Here is a 21,507-nt window from a genome sequence, read left to right on the forward strand (position 1 = left end):
CAGGTAGGATTAAAATGTCAGACTCAAACCAGCCGAATAACTTCTTTGAAGTGGATATACTTTCCCTTCATTCAAAGTAAGTTCCGGATCGAGTGCCTTAGTGAATTTGGTAAATGTAGCCAGGTTTTCTATGCTGATATAAAACCTCAGCTTGCTGATTTTAAAGCGATCTAACAATTCCTTCTTCAAGGTATAGCCTAACTGAACGTTCTTAATTCTCATGTAAGCAGCATTTTGAAGGTACTTGCTTTGCACCTGTGTATTTTTATTATTCTGGCTGCTCATGTAGGCTTTAGGATAAAATCCATTCGGATTTTCTGCTGACCATCGGTCCAGATGGGTGGTAAACAGAGAACTTTGCCATTCGTCACCTACCACACCCCAGAAGTAATTTCCTCCGATTGCGGCATCACGTTTGCCAACACCCTGAATAAAAATCATGGCATCAAAGCCCTTCCAGTTTGCATCGGCTGTTAAACCATAGCTGTAGCGTGGCGTACTATTTCCAATCACTTTACGATCACCAGGGTTATTCAATGTAGTAGTTCCTGGATCAATCTGACCATCACCATTCAGGTCCACATAACGAATGTCGCCAGGTGTCCATAAATTACCATCAATTTTAGCTTGTGAAGGCGCTGAGGCAACCTCTTCTGCTGTTTTGAAAAAACCAGCGGTCTGGTATCCCCAGATCTCTCCCATTTGCTGTCCCTGGTACCAGGTTCCTAGATCTCCTGTAGGATTAGGATAACGAACAACTTTAGCTTTATAATCGCTCAACACCCCTTTCAGGCCATATTTTACGTTACCAATCTGATCTCTCCAACCCAATGTTAATTCCCAGCCTTTGGTTTCGATGGCAGAATTGTTAATTCTTGGTGGATTGGTTCCTAAAATAGCCGGTAATGCTGCCGCAGGTCCCATTACATCATTTGCTTTACGGATATACCAGTCGAATGAAGCATTTAATTTGTTGCCAAACATGGCCACATCAGTTCCAAGGTTATAGGTAGCAGTACTCACCCAGGTCAGTGTATTGTCGACCAATAAAGGTGCGCCAACTGCTGCTTGTCTGGCACCTCCAAAAAGCCAGGAAGTATTGTTCGGTGTTGCAGTTCCTAATGCCGGATAGAATGGATAGTAATCATCTTCTAAAAACATTTGATCTCCCAATTGTCCGTAAGAGGCACGGAATTTCAGCCCATCCACATATTTCTTCAGGGGATTAAAGAAAGCTTCTTTATCGACATTCCATCCTACAGAAATTCCAGGATAAGCTTTCCATCGTACATCTGATAAAAAGCGGGAAGTTCCATCATAACGGGCGCTTACTTCCAGGAGGTATTTTTCTTTGTAATTGTAGTTGAATCTTCCAAAAGCTCCTTCTGAACCCAATCTTCTCACCCTATCCCCGATAGAAGGAGTAGTTCCATAAGAGGTCGATAGCGAAGGGATGTTATCTGAATACAGGTTGTTGTTGCTGGCTTCATAAGCCTGAAAACCGTTGAAATCATTCACATATCCTCCCAACACACTGAAAAAATGATCGTTGAGTTGTTTCTCATACTGAGAAAAAACATTTACCACGCGGTGTTCAATTCTTTCGTTATAACGGCCAAAAGCATTTGGCGTTGTTCCTCCCATGGCCAATTGTGAGCCATCAGGTAAATAAGAGTATAAGGTTTTCAGATGAGTATTCCTGTCAAAATAGGTGGCATCAAAAGTATAGTTTGCCGTTGCCGTCCATCCTTTAGCCAGTTTCAGGTTCAGCTCACCGGTTAACAAGCCTTTATCTTTAGTACTCATTTCCCTTCCTCCTTCTTTTTGCAACAGGACATTACTCTCCGCAGAAATTCGTCCGTCAGGATTGTACAATTGTACGGTAGGAAATTTACGGGCAATCTGGTGCATATAAGCCCTTTCGCCACCACCAGTTTGTCCGGCATAGGAGTTCGGCGTATCGAACAACTCTCTGGAGAAACTACCTCTAAAGCTGAAGGTTAACCATTTGGTTACATCTGTAGTTAAGTTGGCTCTCAGGTTATAGCGTTTGTATTTATCGTTTCCATAATTATACATCCCACTCCTGTCGTTAAATCCTGCACCTATAAAATAGCTGGAAGATTCGGAACCACCGTTCACATTCAGGTTGTGCTGCTGACTGTAAGAACGGTCCTTATAATAGATTTTAAACCAGTCGTTGTTGCCGTTCGCTGCATTCCATGACAAATAACTATTTTTTTTCGGATCCGGATCTACAATGGTTTCTGTAGTCAGTATGCCCGCCTGGTAATCTTTGATGCGCTGGATGGTAGCAGCATCATACATTGGCGTACGTCCGGCATTAACAAAAGCAGTATTATAAACATTTGCAAAATCCAGAGAGTTTGCCATGGTTGGCAAATTGAAGATTTTGTTCATCGAAATGTTGTTGTTATAGGTGATGCTCGGTGCTTTTCCTCTGGTTCCTTGTTTTGTTTTAATCAGGATCACTCCAAAAGGCGCACTGGATCCATAGATAGCTGCTGATGCGGCATCTTTCAATACAGAAATGGTTTCTATATCATCAGGATTCAGCGTACTGATATCACCACCCTGAATACCATCGATCACGATCAACGGGGAGGATGTAGTTCCAAGACCAGTATAACCACGAATGTTGACTTTCTGTGTGGCATTTGGAGATCCACCTACATCACCGATATTGATGTTCAGGTTGGCCACCTGTCCTTGTAAAGCCTGAGTTACCCTGGTAACCGGACGATCTTCCAGGTCTTTTCCTGAAACCTGTGCAACGGCACCCGTCAGGCGTGTTCTCTTTTGACTACCATAGGCCACCACCACTACATCTTCCAGTTCATTTGGTTTGGCCATTAGTTTAATCACCATAGGCTGGGCAGAGGCTTTCATTTCCTGAGAAATATAACCGATAAAGGAAACTTCCAGCGTCGAATTTTCTGCTACATCCGCCAGGATAAATGCACCGTTTCCATCGGTTACTGCTCCTTTATTTGCTCCTTTTATTTTTACTGAAGCACCAGGCAATGGGCCACCGTTCTCATCCAATACCTTTCCCCTTACTTCGATGAAACGGAGGATCTGGTCTAGCTTTTGAGAAATGACCGATTCCTTTCCTTTGATCACTACGATCTTATCTTCAATCACGTAGGCTAAAGGCAGGTCTTTCAGACAAACATCCAGTACCGTTTCTAAAGAGGCGTTCTTGAAATTTGCATCTACGGTATTGGTGTTCTTTACTTTTTTTGCCGACCAGATTATGCTGTATCCTGTTTGTTTATTGATTTCATTGAACACTTGTTTAAGTGTAGCATTTTTTCTGGAGTAGGTCACCTTTTGCGCAAAACCCGTTGCACTTACTTGTAAGGCTGTTGCGAATAAAACGAAAAGGATTAACTTTATACTCACCAGAAACTTAAAGGCGCAGCCGAAAGGCACACCAAGACTTTTAGTGTAATTTTTATACATTTGGTTGTTCTTTATCATCTGATTGCCACAGCTTTCGAAGGTTTCGGGCAATCGGAGAAGGATTTAAGAAAGTTTTGAATAAATTGTTTTCTTGATCGCAGAACATGGAGTCAGGGGCGTTTTAACGCTCCTGATTTTTATGATCCTGAAATCTGACAGCTGTAGGGATTTAAGGGTCTTTTTCTATTCTTTTCATACTTGGTTTAGTTTGGTTTTATATTTAGTTAATGCGATTTGATGCTTATTTTTTATGCTTTATAATGACCTTTTGATCTTCCAGTTTAAAGCTCATTGAGGTACTGAGTTCCAGCATCCGGAGTACTTTAGAAATCTTTTCTGACCTGCTAACGATCCCTCCAAACTCCAGTTCCTTAAGCTCAGCGTCTTTAAATTCTACTTCTACATCGTACCATCTGGACACTTTTTTCATGATGCTTTCCAAAGATTCTTCATCGAACCTGAAAAACCCCATTTTCCAGGCCATTACATTTTCAATATCTGCAGGAAGGATCTTCATGTTCCCAGCGTTTAGAACAGATTGCTGATCAGGTTTCAGTAGGGTTCCATTTACACTCACACTGCCCTCTAATAAGGTGGTGAATATATTTTGTTCGTCCGGGTAACTATTGATGTTAAAATGGGTTCCAAACACCCGGACTTCCTGTTCCGCTGAGCGTACTATAAATGCTTTTTTAGGATCTTTAGCCACTTCAAAATAGGCTTCACCAGTCAGTTCTACGCGGCGTTCCCGACTGGTTGCGAAATTCGTCGGAAAGCGGAGCGAAGTTGCGGCATTTAGCCAGACCTTCGTTCCGTCAGGTAAGTTCACTTGATATTGACCTGCCCTGGGGGTGCTGATGGTGTTATATTCCAGTTTATTTCCGGAGGAAGGCAACACAGTATAAATTAACTCGGCATTTTTCCCTTTAGTGATTTTAACGCCGGCCTGCTCTATTAGTTTTCCTGCTTTTTGATCTGTTAGTGAAAGTTTTGTTCCATCTGCAAGCGTCAGAAAAGCTTTATTGCTACCAGGTAAAATGTCTTCATGTGCGAAATTGGTTGCGGGGCTTTGTTGCGTACTGTAGAACCATAGTCCTGCAGAAAGACTGACCAATAACATTGCAGCTATCGCGATACGGTAACGAGTTAAAAAAGACGGTTGTTTTTGTTGCTGAATGTGTTGCTGGATGTGGTTGAACATCCTGCTTTTATGCTGCTCCTCATTGGCCGCAAACGATTCGGGAATTTCCAGTTCAAGCTCCTGATCCCTATTGTACCAATCGGCAAATTCAATAGCTTCTGTTGCTGTAATTGTTTTATCCAGCCACTTTGCAGCTAGTTCCTGATACCGTTTGTTTTCTCTAGAGTCGTCCATTTATGATAGGGCTATATCTAGAGGTCTCCTGTAAAACACAAATCCCTTAGTCTGCTGAAAAATATATTTATAACAAGGTTATCATAAATTGATTTAGCCCTGCACGCAAAGTTTTCATCGCTTTTCCTAAATGAGCTTCAACCGTTTTTTCAGATATTCCCAGGCCTTCCGCAATTTTCTTCTGGGATAGCCCTTGCTCCTTACTCATTCGGTAAACCAGTCTGCATTTTTCTGGTAAGCCCGCAACAAGCTTCTCCAGACATCCTTTGAGTTCTAAAAAGTCAAGCCATTCCTGAGTAGAATCATCGGCAATTCCTTTCATTCCTAAACTATCGGTATATTTTTGTTGATGATATTGTTTATCCAGCGCTTTAATCACTCTATATTTTACAGAAACAGAGAGGTAGGCAGATAAACTGGAAGTAATTTTTAAAGTTGCTCTCCTATTCCAGAGGGAAACGAAAATATGCTGCACAATCTCTTCGGCCTCTTCGAGCTCCTTGATTTTATGCGCGGCAACCAGGAAGAGTTTTTTCCAGTACCGGTTATAGATCTCTGTAAAGGCGGCATGGTCCCCATTCTCCAGTAAGCCAGTCAATTCCAGATCGGTAAAACTATGATACCTATTCATGATACTCCCCATTCTTAAATTCTAAAGCATCCCCGCCCCTAGCACAGGTCTGTATTAAATGTGTTCCCTCACAATTGTAACAAAATAATCAGGTAAAAAGAATGGAGTCTCAGCAAAAAAAGTTGCGCATACGTTTGCAATGCCCATATCAAACGTATGCGTAATTTTTCCTACTAAGGGTTAACCTATAATTTCTTCCTGTTTTTTCTTAGCTAAACTTTTGAATACCAAATCATAGGAATCATCGATCAACTCCTGCAATTGCCGCATCGTTAAACGTCCATCCATGTACACCGTATTCCAGTGCTTTTTATTCATATGATAACCTGGTATGATCTCTTCATATTGTTCCCGCCATTCTATGGCACGTTCCGGATCACATTTGGCATTAAAGCGATTACCTGTAATCAGGCTACAGAGTAAAAAAACCTTCTCTCCTACTTTAAAGACCAGCGTATCCTCACCAAAAGGAAAACCTTCTGTGGATCCCGGCTTCTGTAAGCAGTAATCACGCAATTCTTCTATATTCATATTAATTCCAAATGTAAATAATAAGCAGGTGCTTACAAAAGGAAATTATTGCTTTACACTGCTTGGTACCACGCCAAATTTTCGTTTAAAAGCGGCAGAAAAATGCTGTGGGTTCTTATATCCAATCGCATCAGAAACCTCATTGATTTTCATTCCTTGTTGTTGAAGCATTTTCATGGCTTCAGCCATTTTCAGGTCATTCCAAAAGCCGAATACTGTGGTTCCAAAGAGTTCCTTAAATCCCTTTTTCAGGGTAAACTCATTTGTCCCTACCTTATGTGATAGGTCGATCAGGGAACAAGTATGCGTTAAATTGGTCAGGATAAACTCCCTGACTGCATAAATCTTTTCTATATCTGATTTCTTAAGACTGGCCGACAATGCATCTTTTTCGCTCAACTGTTCCAATTGCAGCAATAACAATTCGATTACTTTAGCTTCTAAAAACATCTTTTTAAAGGCTCCTTTACGGTCACAATGAATCATTTCCTTGATAATTTGATGCATCTGTAGGTTGATCAGGTTATGATCTGGTCGCAGTAAACTGGAATAACCTTTGTCCATTGCTTTTTTAAATTGTCTGAAAAGCTGAGAATCTTCAGGTAGGTATTTCTTGAAAAAAGATGGGGATAAGTTGACTTCAAACACTTTAAGCTCCTTATCCGACCATTCCATTTTTCCATCCATCCCATTTACATAAATGATGTTATGTTGCTGTGCTTCGAAGCTGATCTCCCCATTTAGGTCTTTTGATCGCGCAGCACTCCTTCCACTTAAGGTGAAATGCATTTCCACCGTTTCAAAATCACTCTTATAATGAATCAATGTCTTGTTTGCTAAAGCAATATCTCCGTAGCCAATGTGTACGCCTTCAAAATAAGTTTCTTTATAAAAACCCTTCCCCAGTGCATTGTCCAGCTCGAAACAATGCTCCTCCATTCCGACTGCTTTCACATCATAAGCCTCAGGATAAGTTCTTTTTAAGATCAATTCGGGAAGGTCGGTTGAGTACAGGCTGAGGGTCATAAGTTCTATTTTGATTTAATTATTCCTTTCAACGGCTTTTTTAATCCATTACACGTAGGTTCAGGATCCGATGAAAGCTATACCTTCGCAAATGTAAGTATTATTTAGAATGAATCTACACAAGTAAATGTAGCTTCATTCCAAATCAGAAAATTAAAGTAATTTTAAGATGAGTCAGGAAGAATTAAAAACCATACAAGCCGAGCTAACAGTTTCCCGTAAAGAATACCTTAGCCCTCATTACATCAGGGTGTACCTAACCGGGGAGGGAATAAAGCGGTTTAACAATACAACAATTGGCGTAAACAACAAGATCATGATTCCGCCTTCGGGCATAAACAAAATCTATTTTCCTGAACTTGATGCCGAGAAAATGGAATGGATCCAACCCGATGAAGCCGTCAGGCCTGCAATTCGGACTTATACTCATCGTGGTATAAACCTGGATCAGCAGGAAATATGGATTGATTTTGTCGCACATGGAGATGAGGGACCAGCATCTGCCTGGGCAATACATGCAAAACCAGGCGACCCATTAGGAGTATTGATGCGTGATGGGAAATCCGAACTTTATCCCGCTGCAGACCATTATCTCCTCGTTGGTGATGCCACCGCCATACCCGTACTAGGGGCAATATTGGAGGATCTTCCGGCCAGCGCAAAAGGAGTTTGTATCATCGAGGTTCATGATCAAAGCGATGAGCAAGTGCTGCAAACCAGAGCCGATATTCGCTTTATCTGGTTACACCATTCGGAACTCAGCTTGTCTAACAATTTAATAAACACGGTAAAGCAGCAATTGCTTCCTGAAAATTCGAGATTCGCTTATGTAGCCGCAGAATTTTCTTCCGTAAAGGCCATACGAGCCTACCTTAGAAAAGAGCAAAACTGGAAACAAAACGAGCTGTATGCTTATTCCTACTGGAAATCCGGCACTGCAGAAGATAAATCAAGTAAGGAAAGGCATCAGGAAAAAGACTCCATCGCCGATCCCCGATAAGCAAAAAACAATCCTATGTTTTAATTGAACAGCAGAGTGCTTACCTTTAAACACCATGAAGAAACCCAGTTTTAAAAGCTATATCCCTTACTTAGCACTCTGCCTTTTCGCATTTCTGCCACAAAAAATTATGGCACAAACCTTTAAATATCCCGGTATATTTACGTTTTGGGACTCTCCAGGCACAGCGCATACTGGAATCTTAAAGAAAAAAGGCTTTTCGGAGGTCTACGGTGGACCTAAGAAACAAGGTGGTTCTCTTTATTTATACCATAACAAAAATGCGCAGGAATACCTGTTCATCCATTATACCGATTCGGGAAACACCAGCAGCATCACTTATTATCTGCCTACAAAGCTGAAGTATTTAAACCTACAGGTGGATCAGAAAACGCTCAATGCTGGCGAATCAATTAGGCCTCATGGAAGGACGAGCTATAACGACGGCAAGAAATATTATCAAATAAGTTTTATGCGCTCAAACCATTAATATCTGTCGACAAAACTTCGCTCATATAGTCCAGAAAGGGACGCATATTTTTAAAGGTCTGCCCTGCCTCTTTTAGAAAATCTACGCTTAAAACCTCTTCATCTGAAAAGCGACGAAGCAGCAAATACTGCTTATAACGCAACAGCTCAATCGCCTCATCATTCGCATCGAAGCCTTTAGGCGTGGTTTTTAATTGCTCTCCTTTTAAACTTTCAAATGTAGCAACGAAGGAATTACTATTTAAGATCTTTCTCAGTGGTGTGGCATCAAAAGAAATATCTTCTCTGATCAGCTTCAGGTCGCCGGCATTTGGACCCCAGAAGCCTCCCCCAATGAAGCTATTACCTGGTTCAATATGGAAATAATAGCCACCTCTACGGTTTTTACCAGCCCGCTTAAAGCTACCACTCCAATGCGTTTTATAAGGGGTTTTGTCTTTAGAGAAGCGGGTATCTCTATAGATTCGATAAATGCTTTTGGCTCCTGAAGGGTTTTCAATGACATCATGCGTATTCATGTCCTGCAATAAACCCTCTGCAAAAGCAGTTACCAGATCCTGTTCCTTTAGGAATTCCTCCTTATTGGCATTGAACCAATCCCGGTCGTTATGCTGTTTTAGCTTGTTTAAAAAAGTAAAGTTGGATGGGAATATTTGCGCTGGTTTTGTAGTTGACTGTGCCATATAAGTTCAAATATACGAGCTGTTAAAAATTAATCTTCATCTGGATGTAAAAACCTGCCAGTCTATGTCATGGGCTATTGATAAACTTTAACCCAATCTACAATCATTTGAACTGGCAATTGATCTGTGTTTACTTTTCCAACCCAGCTCCCTCCTAACTGCTGATCAATCATCACGTAAAAGGGCTGATCATATGGCCACTGACTAGGGTCGACACCAGCAACCCTTGGGTACCGAAAAGTCTCTAGCCCATTCAAGGTAAACACCAATCTATCCGGATACCATTCCAAGCCGAAAGTATTGTATTTACTGATGTCAATTTTTGCGGTACCGCCATGTGGAGGATTCTCTTTTTGTTTCAAATTGAGGGTATAATGAGAATGTGTGGTCTGATATATGATCGAATCCCTGTTCAGGTGTTCCATGATATCGATTTCTCCGTTATTAGGATACTTACCGTATTTATTCTTCTCTGCCAACATCCACATGGCCGGCCATGCACCCTGCGCACATTCCAGCTTTGCATGGATTTCAATTTTTCCGTACTGATAAGCGAATTTTCCTTTGGTATACAACCCTCCCGTTAGAAATGGTCTTGCATCTGCTAAGGTATCCGGATTTTTAATTCCTTTCAGGTAGAGTTTCCCATCCTTCTGTGCATAACAGGCCGGATCGCTGCTCATGTGTTTATTCCAATCTGCTCCCCCTTTCGGAATTTTGGTCCATTTAAGCGTATCAATCACTGTTCCATTAAAATCATCTTTCCAGATCATTTTCCAGTTCGGCTTTCCCGTTTTCGCTTTTTGTAAATAGATATACTGCTCTGTTTTCTGATAAGGCAATACACTGCAAGAAGCACATAACACAGCCGCACAGCAGATCATTAGTAAGTATTTATTCATAATTAATCGTTATTTTCTCTTTTGACATCAATCATCCCTGTCCTGATTACCCCTTTGCAAAGTCCTGAATACACACCATTGCTAATGGATAAGATCAGTAAATTAGAGTAGCCCAATAATATCAAATTTAAAAACAATTAAAACCATGAGTAATCACAATTTTACCACTACCATACTGGTAGAGCAGACACCTGCTGAGGCATTCGAAGCCATCACTAATGTTCGTGGATGGTGGTCACAAGAAATTGAAGGAGGTACAGAAAGATTAAATGATGAGTTTACTTATCATTATCAGGACATTCATCGTTGTAAAATGAAGTTGATTGAAGTTGTTCCGGAGGAACGGGTTGTCTGGAAAGTCCTTGAAAACTATTTTAATTTCACGGAAGATGCTAAGGAATGGACTGGTAATAAAATCTCTTTTGAAATTTCCATTAAGGACAATCAAACGGAGATTAAGTTTACACATTGGGGATTGGCACCAAGTTATGAATGTTACCAGATCTGTTTCGAATCCTGGACTCATTATATCCAGGATAGCTTATACAGCCTGATCACTACTGGCAAAGGGCAACCTAACTTAAAAGAAAATAAATGAACGCATACTGGCCAGAGACAACAACAAATCCACTTTTCCACACAAAACACTAATAAAGAAGCTATTACTCCTCTTGAGTCATACAATCATCAATAATTGTTTAAATTAAACTAAATATAATAATTGTTATATTGTATAAAACAACTTAAACCATAAATCAAAAAGTCATGAGGAAAATTTTAGTATTATTAAGCATTATTCTTTGCAGTTTCTCTTCTAACTCAAAGCCATTTATTCCAACAGAAGTAGTTAAACCTGCTAATGTTGTCGTTTTAAAATACCAGGATATGGCAGCGGGTAGCGCGAAAATAACCCGTCTAAAAATCAAAAACAGTGCAGGTGTAGTGGTGTATGACTTCAACGAAGCTGCGCTAATTGCAGGACAAGAGATCGCAGCTGGAAACTATATTTTTGAAATTACCACTCAGGGAGGGCCAGCATATACCTGGGGTGGTTGGGGAAGTGTCGAAATGAGATTTTCAAGCCCAATAGGTGGTGGTGCCATCATTGACAATAATGGTTCAACTGTTTACACTACTGCTGAAATCCAAACCACCTCTGCTTTACTAGAACTATTTATCTATACAGAATACGCATAAGACCATTAAATCGTCGAACAACGTATAGTGCTTAATCATCCTTTGTGAATAGCTAAGGCTGATTAAGCGCTTTCTGAAATAATGTTGATCAATACGCCAGTCAGAATTAAAGCAATTCCAACTACTAAACCCAGGCTTAGGTTTTCATTAAACAATACCACGCTTGTAGCAACGGCAACCACAGGTTCCAATGCACCCAGAATTGAAGTCGGCATAGATCCAATACTTTTAATTGCATAGATCAGGGCAGTCATAGAAAGCACGGTAGTTACAAAAGCAAAGGCCGCAAAATCAAAGAAAATCTCCAGGCTAGGCAAGACCAATGACTCTTTCATTAGCAAGGTTTTTACGAGATAAAAAACGGAAGAAAACACCAGGGAATAAAAGGTGATTTTAAAGCCCGAAGCGGCGATCTTTGCTTTATTGACTACCACCATATACAAGGCATAACATGTTGCACTGCCAAGTGTAATCAAGAGTCCTGGCAAATTGATATCAAGAACCCCATTTTTAGCACTTAAAGCAATAATACCTGCAATAGTGACGACCAATGAAAGTACGGTGAGGGCTGTAATTTTCTCTTTGAAGAAAAACGTCATGATGAGGGCCACAATAACCGGATAGACGAAGAGTATTGTTGAAGCAATTCCCGGCGACAAATAATCATATCCAAGAAAAAGAAACTCTGCAGAAAGTGCATAGAAAAGTCCCAGTAAGGCCAGAATCATAAATTCCGAGCGCTTTACTTTAAGGCTTTCCTTCTTATAGATCAGGTAAGCAAGAATAAATAAGGAGGCTATAAAGAACCGGTAAAACAAAGTAGTATCCAGTGAAAAGTGACTCGCTTTTACGGGTAATATGAATAAGGGAATTAATCCGTAAGAAATTGCAGAAATGGCGGCCAGGGCATACCCTTTAATCTTCATGTTTTTTATTGCTTTATATGCTGTTATACAGCCAATTCTCGAGGAATTCAGAGAAAATCGCTGCAAATATAGAGATATTCCAGGAAAGAAAATACGATTCCTTGGTAATCGGATTTAGCGCTTTGAATACTGCTTAGGTTTCAGGCCATGATGCTTTTCAAATAGGCGAGAAAAATGACTGAGGTTGGTAAAACCAAGCTGATAGCCGACCTCTGCTACCGACTGCCCTTTTTCCGACAATAACCTGGCTGCAGCTTTCATCCTAAGGCTCTGGTAATAATTGTAAATACTCGTTCCAAAGATCTGTACGAACAACTTTTTCATTTTACTCTCACTCATACCATTGGCTTCCGCCAGATCAGGTAGTTTTGGTGGAACACTTAAATCCTTCATCAAACCATCACGAATCCCATAGATCAGCTTCACATCGGCTTCATTAATTGGATAGGTTGGTGTTGTTCCTCTTTTCAGCAATTCCGCAAAAAACAAATAAACCAACTCTTCTGCTTTTACCCTGAAATAGAAATCCGATAAACTTTGCGCCACTTTAGCATTTAACACCGCTAGAACTACCTCTTGCATTTCCCGGGATATAAATGTCTCGTACAAAAAGGCCTGTTGGCTTGAAAAGATAGTCTGCAAAAGATCATCGTCATCCTTAGGTTTAAGCAATGATTTTAGGAATTCAACATGAATCGCGATGATCAGCGTGTTTACCCTGGCATGCCTCGGAAAGAAATCCTCATAATTAATTCCAGCAGAAGTCATCTGAACCGAAGGCAAATAATGAGAACTACCCGGATCAGTCTTCAACTCCCCTTCCGTATAAAAATTATGGAAAGCCAGGACGATGGTATTTTCTCCAGCCTCCATTGCAGTACGCGAGATCACCAGGTCTTCGTAAAGCTCATACCTGCGGATCATCATTTTTAACTGGGGATGAAGGTCCAGCCCCCTAAAATAACCCTTTCCCAGATGTGCTGGAAAATGCACATAGCCTTCTTCAACCCTGGCCCCTATTGCTTCCGCAAATGCAGCTAAAAATCCTATCCCTTGTTTTCCGTCGAACTTGAAGACCATAAATACCTTTTAGGACTATTTTTATGTCAAAAGTAGCTATTTTACCCATTAATACTTCGATAATTTTGTATGGATTTAAAATACAAACAATGAATAACAACCTAATCAAAGATAAAAAGATAGCCATTATAGGAGGCGGACCTGGCGGATTAACACTTGCCAGACTGCTACAATTACAAGGCGCAACTGTAAAAGTTTACGAGCGCGACCTCGATCAGAACCAACGCCAGCAAGGTGCCACACTAGATTTACATGAAGAATCTGGATTAAAGGCCTTAACCGCTGCAGGCTTGATCGAAGCATTCAAGAAGTATTACCGCCCCGGTGCAGATCGGTTAAAGCTCATGGATGAACAAGCCAATATCGTATTCAGCGACCATGATGAAAAGCAGGAAGCTGAGTTTGGGCATCCCCATTTCAGGCCAGAAATAGACCGCGGACCATTAAGAGATTTATTGACAAATTCCTTAGCAGAAAGTACTGTAGAATGGGACAGCCAATTCGTATCCATGGAACAACAGAACCAGCAATGGTTGCTCCATTTCAAAAATGGTAAAACCGCTACTGCCGATTTGGTGATTGCAGCTGATGGCGCCAATTCAAAAGTAAGACCTTATATCACTGCAATAAAACCTGTTTATTCTGGACTAAGCCTGGTAGAAGGCAATATATACCATGCTGATCAGAACGCGCCACAGTTAAATCTTCTGGTACAGGCTGGAAAGATATTCGCCCTTGGTAAAGAGAAATCTATTATTCTAAGTGCCAAAGGCGATGGCTCCCTTTCCTTTTACGCAGGATTAAAAACATCAGAAAACTGGATCGAAGAAAGCGGGATTGACTTCAGCAATAAGAACAGTGTATTGAACTGGTTTAAAGAATGCTTTGGCGACTGGAATCCAAGCTGGCAGGAACTTTTTGCCAGCGATGAAATGTACCTGGTACCGAGAGTCATGCATCATTTCCCCTTAGACCAAAGTTGGATAGCACAGTCAAATGTAACCATGATTGGTGATGCTGCTCACCTCATGCCTCCATATGCCGGTGAAGGCGTAAATATGGCCATACTGGATGCACTGGAATTGTCGGAATACCTGATGGATCCCAGATTTAAAACGCTACAGGAAGCCATCGCTGCTTTTGAGCAACAGATGTGTAAACGTTCTGCGGAGGTTACTGCTTTTACGCTGGAACAAACCAAGGCTTTACATGCTGAAAATGCATTGCCTTATTTAGTCGAATTAATCGGCCATTAGAGACAAACTATTCTTTCCACAATAAAAAAGCTGGTATCAAAAGCTTTCATTTGAAAAATTTGATACCAGCTTCCGCATGCTAAAAATCAGCTGTTATAGGAAAAGCTTACCATCCAGGATTCTGAACTAGTTTCTTGCTTACCGTCATCTGACTCAAAGGAATTGGGTACAAATACATAGAACGTGAAAACAACCTTGGAGCGCGGTCATAATCATTGCGCTGATAAAAACTCAGGTCATCCGCTTTGCCATCCATGTTCATCCCATGAAAAACACCTCCCTGGCGACCTTCCGGTTTATCGGCAATCATCCACCTACGCACATCGAAATACCGTTGTCCTTCTGTAAATAATTCCACCTGACGCTCTTGTCTGATTGCTTTTGCCTGTGCTGCATACTGGCCAACCACACCAGTTTTAGTGCCACTGCTCTGCATAGCCAGGTATCCTGGAATACCGGCTCTTGTCCTCACCTTATCCAGGTAAGTGATGATTTCAGGATTTCCCGGATCTACCTCATTCAATGCTTCCGCATACAGTAAATAAAAATCCGCCAGACGGAATATAATCGATGGTCTGAATACCGATCTGATCCCTGCTCCAACCGTTGGGTGAATTGTTCTGTTACTGCGTTTATAACACAAATATCCTGTGCTTGGAAATCCGCCGGTACGGTTGTCATTATTTGCAATCCCACCGTAACCCGGTAAAGGATTAGTAGAAGAAGGGACATCTCTCGCAAACAATACTTTTGTGGCTTTTGAAGTCGCAGCAGTAGTCCCTTGTAAAGCCGCATTGGAAACTACATCGTGCCAGCTTTTCCCCTGATAGGTAACTGAAGCATAGAAACGAGGCTCCCTGTTGGCGTACATATTGGAAATATTTGCATCCGTCATGATTACGGTATTTCCACTTTTTACAAATCGGGTAGCTGGATTTTGGACATTAGAAAACCCGGTCTCCGTATATTGAGAACCTGCATCACGGATATCCAATCCATCTTTGGTAAAGAAAGCATCCACCATTTCCTGAGTGACCCCAAGATTGGCTCCCATACTCCCTCCTGCGGTAACGGTAATATCTCTTGGCGTTTGATTGGCTTCTACCGCAGCAAAACTCTGAATAGAATTGGCCCAGATAATTTCCTTGTTATACCGCTGAAACAGCTCATAAATATTTAGGTGCGGATTGTTTGCAGTGGCACTATAATACAGCTCAAAATTACCCGCATTGGAGAAGTCAATAAAATCTTTAACTGCATCCTTCGCCTTTACCCATTTATTCTGGTCTTTTGCAGGAAACAATTTCTTTCCATCGCTATTTGTCAATGACAAAGCCTCCGAATAGCCTCCATTGTATAATGGTGAGGCTGCATACATCCAAAGTTTCGCACGGACTGCCAGGGCAACACCCTTAGTTGGGATGGCTAGTTTATTCTCATCAAAACCACTGGCAAAAGCATTCGAGAACCTGTTTTCTGATAAATCCTCTTTGGCTTTTAATAAATCCGCATCTATTGCCGCCACCACTTCATCTACAGAATTCCTGAAATAATCTACGTTTGGATCTGTAGGATCGGCTTCTGTAGTCATGATTGGAATCGGCCCATACTGTTCAAACAACAGGTAATGTGAATAGGCTCTGAAAAAATAAGCCTCTGCTTTCAATTGCCTTAATTCTACTTCATCAATAAAATCAGGATCGCCTTGCGCACCAATTACCCTTCCTGAATCAATATAAATAGTAGCCTGACGGATCACTTTATACAAAGTTTGCCAGCGGTGGAAGGTATTACCAGGCGCAGTGTTAGCGGTATAGCCCTGTGTAACGATATTCCTGAGTACGCCATTTGCATTGTTTTTAAGCTCATCGCTCATCGCCGCCCATGGATTTCCCAATCCGTTGGCATTGGAGCTTGCGGCAGAATAGTCCGAATAATCTGGCATCGCCTTATAAATGTAACGCTGAAACCTTCTGGACTGACCAGGATTGGTAAAGATAAATCCCTTACTATCCGACTCAGAGAAGTCATCGCTAACATCCAGGTATTTTTTGCAGGAACTGAAAGTAAGTAGGGTTAATATCTCTACGAACAATATTAGATAAGTATATTTTCTCATGACTTTTTAAAACTTTAATTCTACTCCGAAATTTATTGTGCGCTGAATAGGATATCTCAATCCCGAGGAAGCATTTCCTTGTTCAGGGTCATAAAACTTAACATCATCCCAAAGAATGCCTAAATTTTGTCCGAGTGCATACACCCTTAAACCCTGAATACCCAATTTCTCCAATTGCTTCTTATTGAAAGCATAACCAAACTCCATATTCTTGAACCTCAAAAAGCTACCACTTCTCAGGAACCAGGTGCTTCTGCGGTTGTCGTTTAAATTGGTATTGTTCAATTGTAAACGTGGCAGCATTGCCGAAGGATTAGGATTTTCTACCGACCAACGGTCTGTTGAGAAACTCTTTGCCGAGGTGGTCATCGGATCGACTCCTATAAAAGGCATCGTTAAAGAAGGCTCTAAATACACACTGGTATTTCCCACACCCTGAAAAAAGGCACTCGCATAAAAACCTTTATAATTGAAGTTGACACCAAATCCGTAAATGATCTCAGGATTTCCTGTTTTCGCATTCGGAGGAGTTTTAGTCCAGTCATTGTCGTCAACTACCCCATCATTATTTAAATCTACATACTTGATATTTCCAGGATAAACCGGACCGAATTTCGGCAATGGCAGACCTGATTTTAGCACATATGATTTCGCTCCGTTCACAGGATTACTGGTGATATCAAAATCATTGTCGGTATACAAACGTTCTGCTACCCATGCATCCACCTGACCGATACTCGTTCCTGTTGAATTCTGATAGGCATTGACCCTTGGAATTTCATCCATTTCAATGATTTTATTGTGCGCATAAGTAAAAGTTCCTCTTACACTTACACCCAGTTCTCCGAACTTTCTGTTGGCATTGATGCTGGCATCAATCCCTTTATTCGTTACTACCCCGAAATTCTGAAAAGGATTATTCATGAAACCAGCCACCTGATTTACGGTATTTCTTTGTAAAAGGATATCGTGTCTTCTGTTGTTAAAATAATCTATGGTGAAATCAAGTGCCCCATGGAATGCAAGCAAGTCAATTCCTATGTTTCTTTTCTCTTCAATCTCCCAGCTGATGTTTGGGTTAAAAGCTTTATTCTCATAAATCATACTCCCTGTGTTGTTTGTTCCTCCACCGGAAGTCATCCCGAGATTCGTGTTTTCCGAAGACCAGGTCAGAGATTCTTTATAAGGGAACCTGACATCAGAAATCCGGTCATTTCCTGCACGCCCTATCGATAGCCTTAACTTTAAGCGCTCTACACCTATTGCGGTAAACATACTTTTCAATCCTTTTTCATTGGAGATGGTATAACCTAATCCCAGTGCTGGAAAGAATCCAAATCTGTTTCCTGCGGCAAAGTTTTCACTTCCAGTGAAACCGAAACTGGCATCAAAAAAGTATTTGTCTTTATAGCCATAGCTACCGCGTCCAACAATACCTTGTTTTTTAAATAAGTAAGGATCGTTTTGGATCTGACTTTCCTTTTGCATGTATAACAATAAGCCTGATACGGAATGATCTTCAGAAAAAGAACGGTTATAATTCAATGAGGTCTCCAGGTAAATCCGTTTATTTCCTTCTGCAAAACCTCCTCCTGAAGCTTCCGTTGCGGTATTTAAACCGTTTACAATTTTTCTGAATTCCAAATCGCCATTCTCATTCCTTCCTGTAGCCAGATACTGACTTGGGGTACGTGTTCTATTTACTTTAGAAAGAAAATCAGCATCAAAACTCACACTTCCTTTTACCATTAAACCAGGTAAAAACGGCAGTTTTTGCTCTAGTCCCACATTCGTTTGTAAAGCCACGCGGTATTCTTTTGCGTAGCCAGAAAAATTCAATTGATTGTAAGGATTTTCATATCCAGCTGCAGCACTATATCTGGATGGATAGTTATTAGAGTAGATCATCGGGATCAGATGAGGGGCACTGCGCATCATATTGGAAAATATGGTTGCTGTCCCTGTCCCCGGATAATTTGTAGTCAGGTACTGACCGCTCATGTCTACACGTAAAAGCGTGTTTTTGGTAATATCCAGATCAACATTAGACCTTAGGTTATAACGATCCAAACCGATATTGGTATTGTATTTTGGCTTCTTCGCGAACTCATTGGCATCTACAGGATTAGATTTAAACAACCCTTCTTCCGTATAATAAGAAGTAGCCACAAAAAAACGCAGTTTATCACCGCCACCACGGAAATTCAGGGCATAGCGCTGACTCATCGCATCTTTTTTCAGCAGATCCATCCAATTCGTACTCGGGTATAAATCCCGATCCTCGCCACTCGCATATTTAGCGATTTCAGCTTCTGTTTTATATGGGATAAAAGAAGTCATATTCGGGTTGCCCTCTGTATTCCATTTCGCTTCATTATAAAGGCGAAGAAAATCTGCAGAGCCCAAAAAATCGATAGTTCTTGTCGGCTGATTCACATTATAATCTGCTCTGAAATCGATCGAGGTTTTCTGGTTTTTCCCTCTTTTAGAAGTAACCAGGATCACCCCATTTGCACCCTCAGCACCATAAATCGCGGTAGCGGATGCATCTTTCAAAATGGTAAAAGTTTCTACCTCTTCCGGACTGATGTCTGAGATTTTTCTAGGTACTCCATCTACCAGCACTAATGCTCCTGTTCCTCCTGCAAAAGAACTGATTCCGCGAATCCAGATTTCAGCATTGTCATATCCAGGCTCTCCACTTCGTTGAACGGCGAACAAACCGGCAACCTGTCCGGCTAAGCCATTCTGTAAACTTCTGCCCGGCAGTTGTAGTTGTTCCCCCTTGATCGTAGAGATCGAACTTACCAATTGTGAACTTTTTTGCTTGCCGTACCCGACTACCAATACCTCATCGAGACTTCCCTGAGTAGGTTCCAGGACCACATTGAGGTCCATTCTATTGCGCACTGCAATCAATTGTTTCTTATAACCGATATAAGAAAACTCCAGCGTATCTGTTGGCTCTACTTCAATGCTGTATTTACCCTGGTTATTGGTGCTTGTTTTACGTATACCATGTGATACTACCACGTTTACGCCAGGAATTGGGTTTGACAATTCATCCCGCACTTCCCCGGATATTTTATAGGAAAATGCAGCTTTCATTTTGCCGGTTGCTGCTGTTTTCTCCTGAACAACAATCGTTTCTGTATCAATTGAATATTCAAAAGGTTGATTTTGAAAACAAATCCTCAAGGCTTCGCTAAGGGAGACTTTATCAACAGAGATGTTTACCGGAGCGGCTTTGGCGAGTGTATTGGAAACGACAACAAGGTCATAGCCGCTCTGTTTGCGGAGGGCTTTCAATACATTTTCTAAAGAGGAATTACGGAGGTTAAGCGTAATATTTTTCTGGGCATATCCTGCCGCACTGACTTGTAAGATGGCTGTGGTGACCAATAAGATAATCAGTTTCATAGTGCGTATTATCCTAGTTACGACACTGGAATTCCAGGACGAACTTATATTACAAAAATTCATACATTTGGTTAGTTGGTTTAATGAAACAGGGGCTTTGCTCCTATTTCCGGTTTAGTTGATTGCTTAAAAGATTCGATGGAAACCATAACCCAGCTATTTCAGCCGAAAGCGTTCCCGCGCTTTCGGTTCTTTGACAGAGTCAGGTGTATGCGTAGATTTATGGCATAACAGTGACCCTCCTTCCTTCGACCTTAAATTTGACTTTTCGGCTCAGCTGAATTACCCGTAGGACTTCTGAAAGCTTCTTTTTACGGGAAACTGAACCTAATAATTTGATATTGCTGAAATCGCCTTTATAAATCACTTCGATATCGTACCACCTTGCGATTTTTCGCATCACCGCTTCCACGGATTCATTCTCAAATGTGAAATTTCCATTCTGCCAGGATACCGCACTTTCTACATCTACTGTTGCTACAGTAAACTGTGCTTCATTTATGGCCGACTGCTCTCCAGGAACAAGGTATTTCGCAGATTTATCTGCCTTCATCACCTTGATGCTTCCTTCTAATAAGGTGGTTAAAGTATAATCTTCATCGGCATAAGCGTTGATATTAAAATGGGTTCCTAAAACGGCAACCTCCTGTAAAGGGGTAGTCACTTTAAAAGGCTGGTTTTTATTTTTGGCGACTTCAAAATAGGCCTCTCCTTTTAAACTGACGCAACGTTCCTTTTTAGCATAAAAAGAAGTTGGAAAAGTAATAGAGGAGGCTGTGTTTAAAGTCACCATCGTTCCATCGGGAAGGGCCACCTGATATTGCCCACCTACCGGAGTCTCAATGGTATTGGTTAAATCGCTAATGGCCTCAGCAGTGTTTTTGATGGCATATACCAATTGACCATCCGCTGTTTTTGTGATCGTAATGCCTGATTGTTTTGCAACATTCCCATTTTTTGCATCTGTTAAGGAAATTCGCTCACCATTGGCAAGGATTAAAAAGGCTTTATTTCCACCAGGAGGAATGTCCTGGAATGCAATGCTTGCTATTTCTGTAGACTTAGCCTGCTGATTTACATACAAACCTATCCCAACTCCTATAACCAGTACTGCCGCAGCAGCGATTGATGGCCACAATTTAATTTTCTTAGGACTTGTTTCTTTCTCAATGGCCGCCCACATCCGCGCTTCTATCTGATCCAGATCATGAAGGCTTAAACCCACTTCCTTTTCCAGATCCAACTGATGAAACCAATTCTGAAGTTGAATACGCTCTTCTTCAGTACACTGGTTCGCACGATATTTTTCTAATAGCTCTTTAGCCCTCATAAGGTAATGGTCAAAATCTTAGGAGCACTGCAAAAAAATCATTGTTAAATGATGAT

The 21,507-nt window shown here is 41.1% G+C and carries 17 protein-coding genes; 5 read left to right on the forward strand and 12 right to left on the reverse strand.

Going from position 1 to position 21,507, the window contains the following annotated elements:
* Nucleotides 1–9: 9 nt before the first annotated feature.
* The 5 genes from R2S10_RS05730 to R2S10_RS05750 all read right to left on the reverse strand — a co-directional run bounded on the left by R2S10_RS05730 (nucleotide 10) and on the right by R2S10_RS05750 (nucleotide 7,049).
* Nucleotides 10–3,486 (reverse strand): TonB-dependent receptor, encoded by a 3,477-nt coding sequence (locus R2S10_RS05730; RefSeq protein WP_316839486.1) that lies wholly within the window; start codon nucleotides 3,484–3,486, stop codon nucleotides 10–12.
* Between the two features lie 241 nt (nucleotides 3,487–3,727).
* Nucleotides 3,728–4,861 (reverse strand): FecR family protein, encoded by a 1,134-nt coding sequence (locus R2S10_RS05735; protein WP_316839487.1) that lies wholly within the window; start codon nucleotides 4,859–4,861, stop codon nucleotides 3,728–3,730.
* A gap of 67 nt (nucleotides 4,862–4,928) precedes the next feature.
* The gene (locus R2S10_RS05740) at nucleotides 4,929–5,492 is read right to left on the reverse strand and encodes an RNA polymerase sigma-70 factor (RefSeq protein ID WP_316839488.1); all 564 of its coding nucleotides are present in this window, start codon (nucleotides 5,490–5,492) and stop codon (nucleotides 4,929–4,931) included.
* 180 nt (nucleotides 5,493–5,672) lie between these two features.
* Complete coding sequence (locus tag R2S10_RS05745) at nucleotides 5,673–6,023, reverse strand: MmcQ/YjbR family DNA-binding protein (protein ID WP_316839489.1); 351 nt, start codon at nucleotides 6,021–6,023, stop codon at nucleotides 5,673–5,675.
* A 45-nt stretch (nucleotides 6,024–6,068) separates the two neighbouring features.
* Complete coding sequence (locus R2S10_RS05750) at nucleotides 6,069–7,049, reverse strand: AraC family transcriptional regulator (protein WP_316839490.1); 981 nt, start codon at nucleotides 7,047–7,049, stop codon at nucleotides 6,069–6,071.
* A 169-nt stretch (nucleotides 7,050–7,218) separates the two neighbouring features.
* Between R2S10_RS05750 and R2S10_RS05755 the strand changes: the two genes are divergently transcribed.
* Both R2S10_RS05755 and R2S10_RS05760 read left to right on the forward strand, forming a co-directional pair.
* Nucleotides 7,219–8,049, forward strand: a complete 831-nt coding sequence (locus R2S10_RS05755; RefSeq protein WP_316839491.1) for a siderophore-interacting protein — start codon at nucleotides 7,219–7,221, stop codon at nucleotides 8,047–8,049.
* A 55-nt stretch (nucleotides 8,050–8,104) separates the two neighbouring features.
* Nucleotides 8,105–8,539, forward strand: a complete 435-nt coding sequence (locus R2S10_RS05760) for a hypothetical protein (protein ID WP_316839492.1) — start codon at nucleotides 8,105–8,107, stop codon at nucleotides 8,537–8,539.
* Here R2S10_RS05760 and R2S10_RS05765 read toward each other — a convergent pair.
* Nucleotides 8,520–9,221 carry a DUF2461 domain-containing protein gene (locus tag R2S10_RS05765; RefSeq protein WP_316839493.1) on the reverse strand — a complete coding sequence of 234 codons (702 nt, stop codon included), beginning with the start codon at nucleotides 9,219–9,221 and terminating at the stop codon, nucleotides 8,520–8,522. The genes R2S10_RS05760 and R2S10_RS05765 overlap by 20 nt on opposite strands.
* Nucleotides 9,222–9,295: 74 nt before the next feature.
* Nucleotides 9,296–10,123, reverse strand: a complete 828-nt coding sequence (locus R2S10_RS05770; protein ID WP_316839494.1) for a glycoside hydrolase family 16 protein — start codon at nucleotides 10,121–10,123, stop codon at nucleotides 9,296–9,298.
* Between the two features lie 145 nt (nucleotides 10,124–10,268).
* On the opposite strand from R2S10_RS05770, the gene R2S10_RS05775 reads away from it, so the two are divergent.
* Both R2S10_RS05775 and R2S10_RS05780 read left to right on the forward strand, forming a co-directional pair.
* A complete protein-coding gene (locus tag R2S10_RS05775; RefSeq protein ID WP_316839495.1) occupies nucleotides 10,269–10,721 on the forward strand; it encodes an SRPBCC domain-containing protein in 453 nt (150 codons plus the stop codon).
* A gap of 167 nt (nucleotides 10,722–10,888) precedes the next feature.
* A complete protein-coding gene (locus tag R2S10_RS05780) occupies nucleotides 10,889–11,320 on the forward strand; it encodes a hypothetical protein (protein WP_316839496.1) in 432 nt (143 codons plus the stop codon).
* Nucleotides 11,321–11,382: 62 nt separating this feature from the next.
* Here the strand turns inward: R2S10_RS05780 and R2S10_RS05785 are convergent, their stop codons facing one another.
* Both R2S10_RS05785 and R2S10_RS05790 read right to left on the reverse strand, forming a co-directional pair.
* Nucleotides 11,383–12,246 (reverse strand): DMT family transporter, encoded by an 864-nt coding sequence (locus tag R2S10_RS05785; RefSeq protein ID WP_316839497.1) that lies wholly within the window; start codon nucleotides 12,244–12,246, stop codon nucleotides 11,383–11,385.
* Between the two features lie 114 nt (nucleotides 12,247–12,360).
* Complete coding sequence (locus R2S10_RS05790; protein ID WP_316839498.1) at nucleotides 12,361–13,326, reverse strand: AraC family transcriptional regulator; 966 nt, start codon at nucleotides 13,324–13,326, stop codon at nucleotides 12,361–12,363.
* A gap of 89 nt (nucleotides 13,327–13,415) precedes the next feature.
* On the opposite strand from R2S10_RS05790, the gene R2S10_RS05795 reads away from it, so the two are divergent.
* A complete protein-coding gene (locus tag R2S10_RS05795) occupies nucleotides 13,416–14,582 on the forward strand; it encodes an NAD(P)/FAD-dependent oxidoreductase (protein WP_316839499.1) in 1,167 nt (388 codons plus the stop codon).
* A gap of 106 nt (nucleotides 14,583–14,688) precedes the next feature.
* Here R2S10_RS05795 and R2S10_RS05800 read toward each other — a convergent pair whose 3' ends face one another.
* The 3 genes from R2S10_RS05800 to R2S10_RS05810 form a co-directional block, all read right to left on the reverse strand.
* Entirely contained in the window at nucleotides 14,689–16,701 is a 2,013-nt protein-coding gene (locus R2S10_RS05800) for a RagB/SusD family nutrient uptake outer membrane protein (RefSeq protein WP_316839500.1), read from the reverse strand.
* A 6-nt stretch (nucleotides 16,702–16,707) separates the two neighbouring features.
* Nucleotides 16,708–20,121, reverse strand: a complete 3,414-nt coding sequence (locus tag R2S10_RS05805) for a TonB-dependent receptor (protein ID WP_316839501.1) — start codon at nucleotides 20,119–20,121, stop codon at nucleotides 16,708–16,710.
* Between the two features lie 220 nt (nucleotides 20,122–20,341).
* On the reverse strand, nucleotides 20,342–21,451 hold the full coding sequence (locus tag R2S10_RS05810) for a FecR family protein (RefSeq protein ID WP_316839502.1): 1,110 nt from the start codon (nucleotides 21,449–21,451) through the stop codon (nucleotides 20,342–20,344).
* Between the last annotated feature and the right edge of the window lie 56 nt (nucleotides 21,452–21,507).

It is taken from the genome of Pedobacter gandavensis (assembly GCF_032678745.1).
Taxonomy (GTDB): domain Bacteria; phylum Bacteroidota; class Bacteroidia; order Sphingobacteriales; family Sphingobacteriaceae; genus Pedobacter; species Pedobacter gandavensis_C.